The following is a 12039-nucleotide window of genomic DNA, read 5'->3' on the forward strand; positions in this document are numbered from 1 at the left end:
AAAGGAGTGACGTGGATGAAAGCGCCGCAAGCCGAAAAACGCCCGCATAGGATGACGATGCACGGCGATACCCGCATCGATGATTATTATTGGCTGCGAGATGATGAACGCAATAATCCGGAGGTGCTGGCTTGGTTGCAGGAGGAGAATCGTTATTGCGAACATGTCATGGCACCCTATGCTGCGCTGCGTCATACCTTGTATGAGGAGATGGTCGCGCGGATCCCCGGGGAGGATGTTTCAGTACCTTATGTTAAACGCGGTTATCGCTACCAGAGCCGCTATGAGCCGGGTAAAGATTACGCTATCTATCAGCGTCAGCCGGAGCAGGAAACAGAAAGCGGCGCCTGGCAGGTATTACTGGATGGCAATCAACGAGCGACTGGCAGAGAGTTCTACAACCTTGGCGCGCTGGCCGTTAGCCCGGACAATCGACTGATGAGCGTCGCGGAGGATTTATTGTCTCGCCGCCAGTATGTGCTGACGTTTCGCGATCTCACCACCGGCGAGTGGCTGGCAGACCGGCTGGAGAATGTCTCCGCCGGCAGTGAATGGGCGGCGGATTCCCGTACCCTTTATTACGTACGTAAACATCCGCAGACGTTGCTGCCTTATCAGGTGTATCGCCATCGGCTGGGGGAGGATCCGCAGCAGGATGAGCTGGTGTATGAAGAAACAGATGATACGTTTTATCTCAGCCTCGATAAAACCACGTCCGAGCGCTATATCCTGCTCTATCTGGAGAGTACCACCAGTACCGAAATTCTGTTGCTGGATGCCGAAGACCCTAATGCCAAACCGTGCGTGTTTGTACCGCGGCGGCCGGATCATGAGTATGTGATCGATCATTTCCGCGACGCCTTTTATGTGCGTTCCAACAAAGACGGTAAAACCTTTGGTTTTTACCAGACCCAGGATATCGGCGAATTAGCATGGGAAGTGTTGATTGCCCCACGTCCGGAACGCGTACTCGAAGGATTTTCGCTGTTTGACGACTGGTATGTGGTCGAGGAACGCGAGCATGGATTAACCCATATCCGCTATATTCGCTGGCAGACGGCAGAATCTCACCAGATCGCCTTTAATGATCCCGCTTATGTGACCTGGCTGAGTTATAACCCAATGCCGGAAAGTACGCGATTGCGTTATGGCTATTCCTCCATGACCACGCCGATGACTATCTATGAGCTGGACATGGCGACCGGCGTTCAGGTGGTGCTCAAACAATCTGAAGTGAAAAATTTTGATGCCGGGAATTACCGGAGCGAGCGTGTGTGGGTAACGGCTCGCGATGGCGAATCCGTGCCGGTATCGCTGGTGTATCATAAAGACTGCAAACTGGCTCAAAGCCCATTACTGGTTTATGGCTATGGCGCTTACGGCAGCAGCATGGATCCGGAATTCAGTAGTAGCCGTCTTAGCTTGCTGGATCGTGGTTTCGTCTATGCGCTGGCGCATATTCGCGGCGGCGGTGAGCTGGGACAGCAATGGCATGATCAGGGACGCCTGTCCAACAAGATGAATACTTTTACGGATTTCATCGACGTCACGCAGGCCCTGCTGACAAGCGGTTATGGCGATCCGGCGAAAACCTTCGCGATGGGCGGCAGTGCCGGTGGGTTGCTGATGGGGGCCGTCATAAACATGGCTCCTTCGCTGTTTTATGGGGTAGTGGCGCAGGTGCCGTTTGTCGATGTGCTCACTACCATGCTGGACGAGTCTATTCCGCTTACCACGGGGGAGTACGACGAGTGGGGTAACCCGGACAATAAGCGTGATTACCAGTACATTAAACAATATAGCCCTTATGACAATGTTTCGGCACAAGCGTACCCCCATCTGTTGGTGACGACCGGCCTGCATGACTCGCAGGTTCAGTACTGGGAGCCGGCTAAATGGGTAGCGGAACTGCGTGAAATAAAAACTGATGATCACCTGCTGTTGCTGCATACCGACATGGGAGCCGGTCATGGCGGTAAATCCGGTCGTTTGGCTCAGTTTGAGGATATTGCACAGGAGTTTACCTTCTTGCTGATGGTACTCGAGCAGCAGGTATTGCCCGCGTAGAAATAGGGTTCGGGTATCACGCGAGAAAAGAGCGGCCTGTTTTGGCGCCGGATTACCATAAAAGACAGGAAACGATAGCAGGGAGACTGGAACTGCGATCACCGGGTGTCAGGAGGCAGAGGGTGATCGCAGGATGTTACCTTAATGGTGCTCTGTTAGGTGAACAACGAAATTTGTGGCAACGCGGTTAGTTTCAGTTAATTTCAGGCTGTGGTTGAGCCCGTTTGGCCCGCTTCTCCGCCCGTTTTTGCTCGGCGGTTTTCAGCGGTTTTTTCTTGGCGTTTTTCTTGCTGTCCATTCCTTTACTCATCTTGTGCCTCGCTAGGTAAAAGGTTGGTTGCCTATCCATTAACCCCCTGTTTGTGAGGAGATGCAAGCGAAAAAATGCTTTTTTTTGACCAAAAAATGGCGGAACAGAAAAAGTGACGAAAACCAATGTGCGGCTGGATAATCGGACGCTATCCCTTAGTGCTGGAGAGCGTCCTTGCCAACTTGTGCTGAGGAATATTTTATTTACTGTTAGGGTCGTACGGTAAGGTGGAGAACTGGTGGGAGATCTCCCGGTAGTAACTGACCCTTTCCCGAAAATAGGTGCGCAGATGCGCGGGTTGCTGCTGTTCGATTTCATCCGGGATCACCGGCATGTTGTAGCGTTCGCGAAATGCTACGCCGGATGCTGCCAGATCCACATTGACCTTTTCCATTTCTTCATAAGGCAGGTCGGCCAAATTGTATCCCATGATTGCCTCCTTCTGTGTTGCGCCACAAAAGTAAAGCAGAAGTGCGGAATTGGCAAATCCTGTTACTTCCCGCTTCTCGACAAGTCATCAGGTGACTCGTATTCTTGCCGCTGTTTTGGGGTGAACCGGGTGTGACAGCAAAGCAATACAAGGATAAGACAATGTTGAAACGTATTATTTTTCCGGCTTTGAATACGGCGTTGCTTGTAGGGAGCCTGGTTATCTCTCATGCAGCGCTGGCGCATGCGCATCTTAAAAGCCAGACGCCGATTGCGGATAAAACAATTTCAGTACAACAGGCTCCGTTATTTCTGACGTTGCATTTTTCTGAAGATATTGAGGCTGCTTTCAGCGGTGTTGAACTGAAGCTGGCGGAGCAGGCCGTGCCGGTGGACAAGGTAACGGTAGACAATGAACACCGCAATATTCTGGTTGTTCCGCTTGAGAAGCCGCTGACCAGTGGTAACTATCAGGTTAACTGGCATGTGCTCTCTGTTGATGGTCATAAGACTAAGGGAAGCTATCGCTTCGTTGTTGAGTAACATAAGAATGCGGATTCTGTGACGATGCTGGAAAGTGTGTACGCATTATTGCGCCTCGGGCATTTTTCCAGCCTCATGTTGTTAGTCGGTGCAGCAGGGTTCAGTGAGTTACTGGCTCCCCGCGAGTACCGGGCTCGGTTGGCTTCACGACTGCGTGGGGTGATGACGTTCAGCAGTGTGGCGGCATTTTTAACGGCGATTGCCATACTGGCGGCACAGACCGGGCTGATGAGTGGTAACTGGCATAATATGAGTGATGCTGCTACCTGGCGTGCGGTGTTGGGTACCCGCTTCGGCGCATTTTGGGTATGGCAACCGGTGCTGGCGTTAGTGGCCTGTGTGCTGGTGTTCCAGCGTCATCCGGTATGGCTGGCGAGCGTGTTGCTGTTCGGCGTATTACAGCTGTGCGGCATGGCCTGGCTGGGGCACGCCGCGATGCTGGAAGGAAAACTCGGCCTATTGCATGGTATCAATCAGGCTGTGCATTTGTTGGCTGTGACATTTTGGGTTGGTGGGCTGCTGCCTTTGCTACAGGTGCTGCGGGATGCACGACGAGGGCCGATGCGAGCGGATGCCATTCTGACGATGATGCGTTTTTCTCGTTACGGCCATTGGGCGGTGGCGCTGGCGATCCTGACCGGGTTGATCAATACCCGATTAATTCTCGGTTGGCCGTTACCGGAAATAGGGCTGTATGGTGTCTTGCTCATCATCAAAGTTCTGTTGGTTGCCGTTATGGTGTTGCTGGCATTATTCAATCGCTACCGGGTGGTGCCGCGTTTTCAGCAAACCAATACCGTCGCTTATGATTATTTCTTGCGGGTAACCAGGGTAGAGTGTGGGTTATCTGTTTTGGTTATTGCGTTGGTCAGTTTTCTGGCGACATTGTCTCCGGTGTAAATCGTGTGTGGAATGAAAGCCGCTTTCAAAGCGCAGTACTGTTATTTTTAATCATATTTAGATAATGAAAATAGTTATCAGAACCAATCTCCGAATATGTACTGAATAATGAAAATCATTATCATGATTAAATGATAATGCGTTGAATTTATAAAGAAACAACCTTCATATTGTGTTAATGCGATGTTTCAAATCTCCTTTTTTGCATGCATAATATAAAGCAGAACCATCATCTGCCAGTAAAATAAGGAACGGTCATGTTAAAAAAGAAATGATTCAAAAGCTGAATGAACAGCTCAACCTCGAGTTTTACTCCGCTAATTTGTACCTGCAGATGAGCGCCTGGTGTGGCGACAAAGGTTTTGAAGGGGCATCGGCTTTTCTCAAATCACACTCTCGCGAAGAAATGGATCACATGCAGCGCCTGTTCGATTATCTGGACGATACGGGGAGTCTGCCGGTGTTGGGGGCGATTGCTGCGCCGCCGGTGGATTTCGATTCGCTGCAGGATGTATTCAAGCTGACTTATGAACATGAGCAATTGATTACTCAGAAAATCAATGAACTGGCTCATGCGGCCATGACATTGCAGGATTACTCGACCTTCAATTTCCTGCAATGGTATGTCGCTGAACAACATGAAGAGGAAAAGCTGTTCAAATCCATTCTCGACAAACTGGGTATGGTGAATGCTCAGGAAGGCGGCCTGTTCTTCATTGATCAGGACCTGAAAAAAATGGCAACCTCGGTAGCACCGTCGGCCTGATAGCCACTGGGGCAGCAGGATGACCTGCTGCCCGATAGGGTGTTTAGCTGCCGTTTTTCCCATCGCCCATAGCTTGGGTTTATTGATATATACCGGTCATACTTCAAGTTGCAGGTGCGTTGGCTTTCTTACTCGGCTATACCTGGGTTTTGCCCTGCAACCCGAACTATTTAATTTAGGGTATAACATTTAAATAACAGGCACGACGTTACCAAATGACTTGTTAATCGAAGAATTATAAACTTTTCCTTCAGCGAACATAAATAACACCTTGCTTTTTCCCATGTAAGCACCGAATCCATTCTTCGCATTTACCCAGACAGGAACCACCCATCCAAACGTAACTTTATATTTGGATGATAATTTCGACCCCTCTTCCAAATAACCTTTGTATGGCGTCATGAATACATAACGAGCACTATAGGGATCTTTAAGTGCAAAACTGCAATACGCGTGTATTTGCTTTTTATAATCTGCCGGCAATGTCCCATAATCAGCGGTTTGGATCTGTATCGGTGTGGGTGGTTGCTGTGTTGCGCAGCCTGCCAATACTAACGATGTAGCAACGGCGAAAATGATTTTTCTCATTATTGATGATCTCGTCTGTTATACCCCCGCCGCAGTATGCCGAATGCAATATCAACGGCGTATTAACCATCAACGTATTTCCCTGATTACTGTGCTGGTATCGTCAACTCGACTTCATCAATGCGGGTCGCTATGATCCCGGTTTTGGAAAGACGGATTTACCGCTTACATCACCCATAGCACATCGCTGCCCCCGGTGGTACAGCCTCTGGGGGCTTTACATGGAATATCACGATGAAAAAAGTAGTGCTGTCACTTATTGTCTCTGTGCTGTCGGCCCAGGCATTCGCTGCCCCGCAGTTGGCTAATTTGAGCAAGCTGGAATATGGCTCGCGTTGGGCATTTAACCGTGAGGAAGTTCAGTTGATTTGTCGCCCTGGTCACGCCATGTTTGTGATTAACCCCAGCACACTGGTGCAGTATCCCCTCAATGAGGTTGCGCGCGAGCAGGTCAAAGCCGGTAAGGTAAACGCCAGCCCGCTGGAAACTATCTTGCTGGAAGATCCGCAGCACCCAGGGCAAAAGATGAGTCTGCAACCTTTTATCGACCGGGCGCAAAGCCTCTGTCAGTAGTGCGCATAGCACGCCGAAGACGACTGTGGATCCTGAATGCGCGGGTTTGCGTTGGTTGTCACAAAGTGTACAGATTGTTTCGGAATTGACTGTTCAAAAAATGGGCCAGACTGGAAAACGAAAGTGAGTCGTCTACGCTTAAAGTGCAGGCTGAAATGACGCCTGCAACAAATGCCAACTTTTAGCGCACGGCTCTCTCCTAAGAGCCATTTCCCTAGACCGGGCACAGGAATCGTGTTCGGTCTTTTTTTATCTTGTTGATTTTTAAATAAAAAATATCAGTTGGCCCGAAAATGTCCGAAATTTTTCCGAAAATCCGTACCCGGTGTAAATCGCAACGATCAGATAATCACCATTATCTGTCGCAACACCAGCCTTTCAATAACAATGTTGTAACAAGAAATAAGCGCTGGCGGCCATGATTTATTGGTGCGGAAACGGGGCGATGGCGTATTGCGTATAAAAATCTCTGATGGAAAGCGAGGTGACCTCGCCGGAGGTATTGTCACCGACAAAAACCTGTTGGCCGGATTGGCTGCTGACTGCCTTATAAATCAGCGTTGGGACGGATACACCGTTACCAATACGTTCGTTACCGAACAGGGCTCCGGTAATTACCCAGACTTCACCATCCTGTAACGCCAGTTTACGAACAAATGCTTCTGTTTTACGCCAGGATAGTCGGTTCAGTTTCGGTAATTGCGGTGTCATATTCGACATTGAAAATGACTCATGCTGTGTTTGAGCGTCAGGCATATCTCCAGCCGGCGTCATATGGCCCTGATCGTACCCGGAGTATTCATAATCACTACTTGATGATTGTGCTGCTGTAGGGATTTGTTGCTCACGATGAAAGGCATTCCGCCGGGGAAGTTTGTCTGCCGCTTTGACCCTCTCCGCCGTTAAATGCTCAGCAGAAATAACGGGGCCTTTATTCGCATAGCTATACAAGACAGCAAAAGCTGTAAAACAGATTTCTTCATCATAATGAATGTCCGGTGTCTCATCATGAATAAAATTTCCAGGACATAGCGAACGACCGGCTATTCCCGGTGAGCTGGCTATTATCAGTATTAATACCAATAAATAGCGGGTCATCGAAGCTATTGCCATTATTTTGCTCTCTTATCGATATTCAGTGGGAAACATCATCTGGCGGAATATCAACGGTAACGACCTCGCTGGTTAGCATGTTGATATTCGCCTTGGTGCGACCGAATAATTATTCTGTTTACCGCCCGAATAATCGCGTGCGTCGGGTTCATCTCTCTGTCACCGAACAATCTCTCTCGACGGAAAGCGATTATGCAGGGGCAATACGGTACCTGCGGCAATATGCCGTGACACAGATGTATACAGTAGGAAAAAATAAACGAAAAATCATGTGCTACGCTTGCTGAAGCAGGGTCAATACTAACAGAGAGGGTACGATGGGAATTCTTTCATGGGTTATTTTCGGTCTCATTGCGGGCATTCTGGCTAAATGGATTATGCCGGGCAGAGACGGTGGTGGTTTTATCATGACGGTATTGCTGGGCATCGTCGGGGCGGTCGTCGGCGGTTGGCTCAGCACCTTTTTTGGTTTCGGTAAAGTGGATGGTTTTAATATCGGTAGCTTTGCCGTGGCGGTGGTTGGTGCGATCGTCGCACTGTGGATTTACCGTCGGGTACGCGACTAAGATTATCTTTCATCTATTCCCCGTTGGTATTCCGCCTGTGGGGGGCGGCATCAGGTGCGTGTTATCAGCTACCTGATGCCGGCTATTAACGGCGAGAGGATTGGCTGAGTGATACCGCCAATACGGATAAGAGGATGAGCGCGAAAACAGGCGGTAAAACCGTCCAGACCGCACGTTCGACGTAAGGCATGCCTTCGGCCAGAACGCGCCCCCATTCCGGGGAGGGCGGTTGTTCGCCTAACCCCAGAAAACCCAACGATGCCAGTGCCAGTGCGATACCGGGCAGGCGCAACATGGCATGGCGTGTGACGGGGCCTATCAATGCCGGAATAATATAGCGAATGACGCAGGTGAAACGACTTAGGCCAAATAGCGGTGTAAGGCGGATATATGGCTGAGCGTTGATTTCAGTGACCAGCGCCGCAGTATGCGCCGCCAGCGGTGCCCAGGCCACCAGCGCCACCGCGAACGCCGCACCGGAGGTAGAAGGGCCATACAGCGCAGCGACGACCATACCCGCGATAACCGGCGGTATGGCGTTGGCCGCTTCGGCCGGGCCGCTCAGCAGGCGGGGAAACAACCCGATGAACACCCCCAGCAACAAGCAACAACCTGTCACCGCCGCCGCAGTGAGCAAGGTTGCGAGCGCACCATGCGCAACCCGAGCCAACATGTCGCGGCCGGTGGCATCGGCACCAAACGGCAATGACCCGTCGGGTGGTTGCAGCCGGGTAAAATCGGAGCTAAACGGATCGCGTGGCAGGCCGCTAAGGACGATGACCGCCAGCAACAGCATGATCATGAACGGCAGGCGATAATGGCGGTTTATCACGGCAATTGCGCTGGCAGGTGTGGACAGCGAGCCGTTATCCAATGCTTGTCCAAGCAGGATGCGGTGTAGCAGAGAGATAATGCTGCCCGTTATGACGGCTATCACCAGCAGAATCAACACGCCACATTGCAACGGCGGCAAATCCTGCGCGGCGGCGGCGCCTAATGTTGCTCGCCCCAGCCCCGGTATCGCGAACACTTTTTCTACCGCGACTGCGCCTCCGGTTAGCCCAACCAGTACCAGACCAACCTGAGGCAAAATCGCCGGCAGGGCGCGACGTACGACGCCGGACAGGCAGTCGCGCCGCGAAAAACCGGCCATATGCCAGGTTAATAACCAGGGTTCGCTGAAGGTGGCGGCTAACGCATCGCTGAATAACTTACCGAGCAGGCCGCCGGCCGGTATGCCCAGCGCCAGTGCCGGTAAAACAAGATGTTGCCATGATTGCCAGCCATAGGGCGGTAGGATTTGTAACCAGACCGCACCGATGATCAGTAAAAACGACGACAACAGAAATTCCGGCATCGCGGTGAGGGCGGTAGCCAGAATGCCGTTACTGCGCCGGTTATCGCCGGCCAGCCCACGCTTCAGGGTCGGCCAACTCAGTAACAGCGCGAGTACGGCGGCTACCGTTAACGCCGCCAACATCAGCGTCAGCGATACGCCGGCAGCCTCCAGCATACCGGGCAATACCGGTTTTCCGGATACCCAGGATACGCCGACATCGCCCTGCACTAAACCGTTTAGCCATTGTTTCAGAAAGACCCACGGCCCTTGCGACAGGCCGAGGTGCTGACGAATGGCTTCCAGCGCTTCCGCCGTGGCTTCCTGCTCGCTGGAACGGGCACGCAACAGGCTCAGTGCCGGATCGGCGTCGGATAGCCAGGGCAGCAACCCGACCAGTACGATAATGGCCAGCGTCGTCAGCAGACGGGAAGCCATAACCAACAGCGACGAAGACAGTATGGCTATTGGCGGTAGCAGGGCCTGCGGGTTACTCATGGTTTGGTATAGGCTCCGTCGATGTGCGTCTGTACGTCTATCAATGTGCGCTCACGTGGGTCCCGAATGGCCTGACGCAAACGCGCAGATTCACCCTGAATCACCCGCTCGTGCAGTAGCGGAATAGCGGCATTGGTCGAGAGAATCAACTGCTCGGCAGTCATGATCGCCTGACGTCGGGATTCACCGGCCGGGGTCGCGGCAGCTTGCTTCAGGGCGTCGTCTACCGCCGGATTACACAACTGCGAAATATTGAATGAGCCTTTGCAGGAAAAGTCGCTATACAGATAAGCGACCGGATCGCCGGAATCCAATACCGTGGCGCGAGACAAGATAAAGGCGTCGAAATGGCCGGCTAACGCATCCGCTTCTATCTGCGAGTATTCGCGGACTTCTTGTTTCACGGTGAAGCCGGCGGCGGTCAACTGTTGTGCCAGATAAACCGCGACTTCCGGTAACTCCGCCCGGTCGCTGAATGTCGCCAGCGTGATGGTTGCACCGTTCGGGGCTGAGGTGGCGACAGGGGCGTTGACTGGCTGGCGCAACGCTGCCGCCCATTGAATCGCCGGGCCTAACAGCCCACTCGCCGCATCGGCGCGGTTTTCGTAAACGTTTTTTTACCAGGATATCCCGCTGGATCGCATCGCGTGCAGCCGCACGCAGAGCGGGATTGCTGAATGCACCGCGACGGGTATTGAGGTAGAGCGTATTGGTGCGAGGCATCGGCACCTCATGGACCAAGCCAGGGTCCAGCAGCGGCGCCTGTGAAACCGGTATGGCTTCTACCAGATCAGCCGCGCCGGTACGCAACGCCGCGGTACGCGCCGCACTATCCGGAACAAAATCAACATCGATACCCGGCGCGGCGGCTTTGTTGCCCCAGTAGCCGTCAAACCGGTCGAGCCTGGCGCTGCTGGTGCCGTTAAGCTGCGTCAGCACGAAAGGGCCGGTGCCGGTTCGAATCGGGCTGACCACGCCGTTGGCACCGTAAGCGGCGGGAGACAGAATAGTCAACTGGGGGCTGGATAAGCGCTGCGGTAACAGCGGATCGCGGGTCGTGGTAGTGATCCGCACTGTGTGAGGGTCATCCTCCGTTACGTTAAGTGTTACGCCATCAAGGATGCGTGGTTTGGGGGCGGCATGCATGGCGGCCGTTAGCGCTTTAACCACCGCGCCGGCAGTGAAATCGCTGCCGTCGTGGAATTTCACGCCGTCGCGCAGGGTAAAACGCCAGGTGAGTTCATCCAACTGTTGCCATCGCGTAGCCAGTGCAGGTTGTGCGTCACCGTTAGCATCAAGCACGACCAGTGTCTCACCGGTACGCCAACGCGACAGCTTAAAGGCGTCATCGCTGAATGGCGACAGCGCTGAACGGGGCGGCAATAACATGGCCAGGCGAATACGCAGCCCGTCCGCACCGGCAGCGGCGGGTTGCTGTTTGTCAAAACAGCCGGTGAGTAACAGGGCGGATGCCAGTATGGCGACCAGCGTGGGGGAGTGAAACATACGCATTCCTTATGATGGTGAAAGTTCAATCAAAAACGGGCAGCGTCGGCACGGCTGCCAGTAATGCCTGAGTGTGAAAATGAAACGGCTCGGCGAGTAGGTCGGGTAATGGGCGGTCTTCCACCAGGCGGCCGTGGTACATAACCAGCACTCGCTGACAAAGCGATGTCACCACCGACAGGTCATGAGAAACCAGTAACAATCCCATCCCGTGGCGGCGCGATAGCGAATCGAGCAACGTGGTGATTTGTTGACGCAAGGGCAGGTCGAGCCCGCTGACCGGCTCATCGGCCAGCAGGAATGCCGGGCGGAGCGCAATTGCCCGGGCAATCGCGACCCGCTGAGCCTGACCGCCGGAGAGTGATTCCGCGCGCTGGTGCAACACGGTGAGTGGCAGTTCAACCTGCTCCAGCGCGGTACAGACCGTCTGTTTGAGGTTCTCCGTTGCTCCTAGTTGCCGCAGCGGTTCGGCGATCAGCGCGAATACCGAAGCATGTGGCGCCAGCGAACTTGCCGGGTCTTGCGGGATGTACTGCACCAGTCGCCGATACCAGCGCAAGCGGGAGACCCGATCCGGGTGTACTTGCTGTTCCTGACACCACACTTCGCCCTGCGACGGGGCTTCCAGCGCCAGCAAGATTTTCAGTAAGGTGGATTTGCCGCTGCCGGATGCACCAACCAATGCCACGCGTTCTCCGGCGTGAAGATCAAGGCTGACATGTTGCAGTGTCGGCGTGACGGTGGCTCGGCGCATAAAGCCACCGGCAGCCCGATACTGATGGCTGATGCGATGCAACTGTAAAAAAGGGGCGTTTCGTAGTTCGCCAATCGTATTATTGCTCAT

The 12039-nt window shown here is 53.1% G+C and carries 11 protein-coding genes and 1 pseudogene; 6 read left to right on the top strand and 6 right to left on the bottom strand.

Going from position 1 to position 12039, the window contains the following annotated elements; translation table 11 throughout:
• The first annotated feature begins 15 nt into the window (after positions 1 to 15).
• Entirely contained in the window at positions 16 to 2067 is a 2052-nt protein-coding gene (locus DCH402_RS09575) for a S9 family peptidase (protein ID WP_040000879.1), read from the top strand.
• Positions 2068 to 2576: 509 nt separating this feature from the next.
• Here DCH402_RS09575 and DCH402_RS09580 read toward each other — a convergent pair.
• Positions 2577 to 2807 (bottom strand): DNA polymerase III subunit theta, encoded by a 231-nt coding sequence (locus tag DCH402_RS09580; RefSeq protein WP_040000880.1) that lies wholly within the window; start codon positions 2805 to 2807, stop codon positions 2577 to 2579.
• Between the two features lie 161 nt (positions 2808 to 2968).
• On the opposite strand from DCH402_RS09580, the gene copC reads away from it, so the two are divergent.
• The 3 genes from copC (at position 2969) to ftnA (ending at position 5015) form a co-directional block, all read left to right on the top strand.
• On the top strand, positions 2969 to 3349 hold the full coding sequence (copC, locus tag DCH402_RS09585; protein ID WP_040000881.1) for a copper homeostasis periplasmic binding protein CopC: 381 nt from the start codon (positions 2969 to 2971) through the stop codon (positions 3347 to 3349).
• Positions 3350 to 3373: 24 nt separating this feature from the next.
• Positions 3374 to 4249, top strand: a complete 876-nt coding sequence (gene copD, locus DCH402_RS09590) for a copper homeostasis membrane protein CopD (protein ID WP_040000883.1) — start codon at positions 3374 to 3376, stop codon at positions 4247 to 4249.
• 271 nt (positions 4250 to 4520) lie between these two features.
• Positions 4521 to 5015: a non-heme ferritin gene (gene ftnA, locus DCH402_RS09595; RefSeq protein ID WP_040000884.1), complete on the top strand. Its 495-nt coding sequence runs from the start codon at positions 4521 to 4523 to the stop codon at positions 5013 to 5015.
• A gap of 189 nt (positions 5016 to 5204) precedes the next feature.
• On the opposite strand, the gene DCH402_RS09600 is transcribed toward ftnA, so the two are convergent.
• Positions 5205 to 5603: a hypothetical protein gene (locus tag DCH402_RS09600; RefSeq protein WP_040000885.1), complete on the bottom strand. Its 399-nt coding sequence runs from the start codon at positions 5601 to 5603 to the stop codon at positions 5205 to 5207.
• Positions 5604 to 5837: 234 nt separating this feature from the next.
• Between DCH402_RS09600 and DCH402_RS09605 the strand changes: the two genes are divergently transcribed.
• Positions 5838 to 6176, top strand: a complete 339-nt coding sequence (locus DCH402_RS09605) for a YebY family protein (protein ID WP_040000886.1) — start codon at positions 5838 to 5840, stop codon at positions 6174 to 6176.
• A gap of 423 nt (positions 6177 to 6599) precedes the next feature.
• Here the strand turns inward: DCH402_RS09605 and DCH402_RS09610 are convergent, their stop codons facing one another.
• A complete protein-coding gene (locus tag DCH402_RS09610) occupies positions 6600 to 7289 on the bottom strand; it encodes a DNA/RNA non-specific endonuclease (RefSeq protein WP_040000887.1) in 690 nt (229 codons plus the stop codon).
• A 317-nt stretch (positions 7290 to 7606) separates the two neighbouring features.
• Here DCH402_RS09610 and DCH402_RS09615 point away from each other — a divergent pair, with 317 nt between their 5' ends.
• Positions 7607 to 7855, top strand: a complete 249-nt coding sequence (locus DCH402_RS09615) for a GlsB/YeaQ/YmgE family stress response membrane protein (protein ID WP_040000888.1) — start codon at positions 7607 to 7609, stop codon at positions 7853 to 7855.
• An 85-nt stretch (positions 7856 to 7940) separates the two neighbouring features.
• On the opposite strand, the gene DCH402_RS09620 is transcribed toward DCH402_RS09615, so the two are convergent.
• The 3 genes and pseudogenes from DCH402_RS09620 to DCH402_RS09630 all read right to left on the bottom strand — a co-directional run bounded on the left by DCH402_RS09620 (position 7941) and on the right by DCH402_RS09630 (position 12039).
• A complete protein-coding gene (locus DCH402_RS09620; protein WP_050583287.1) occupies positions 7941 to 9689 on the bottom strand; it encodes an ABC transporter permease subunit in 1749 nt (582 codons plus the stop codon).
• A pseudogene (locus DCH402_RS09625) lies at positions 9686 to 11201 on the bottom strand (ABC transporter substrate-binding protein). Before DCH402_RS09625 ends, DCH402_RS09620 begins: the two are co-directional and overlap by 4 nt.
• 19 nt (positions 11202 to 11220) lie before the next feature.
• Positions 11221 to 12039, bottom strand: a complete 819-nt coding sequence (locus DCH402_RS09630) for an ABC transporter ATP-binding protein (protein WP_040000889.1) — start codon at positions 12037 to 12039, stop codon at positions 11221 to 11223.

Origin of the sequence: Dickeya chrysanthemi NCPPB 402 (assembly GCF_000406105.1) — a bacterium.
In the GTDB taxonomy this organism is placed as follows: Bacteria; Pseudomonadota; Gammaproteobacteria; order Enterobacterales; family Enterobacteriaceae; genus Dickeya; species Dickeya chrysanthemi.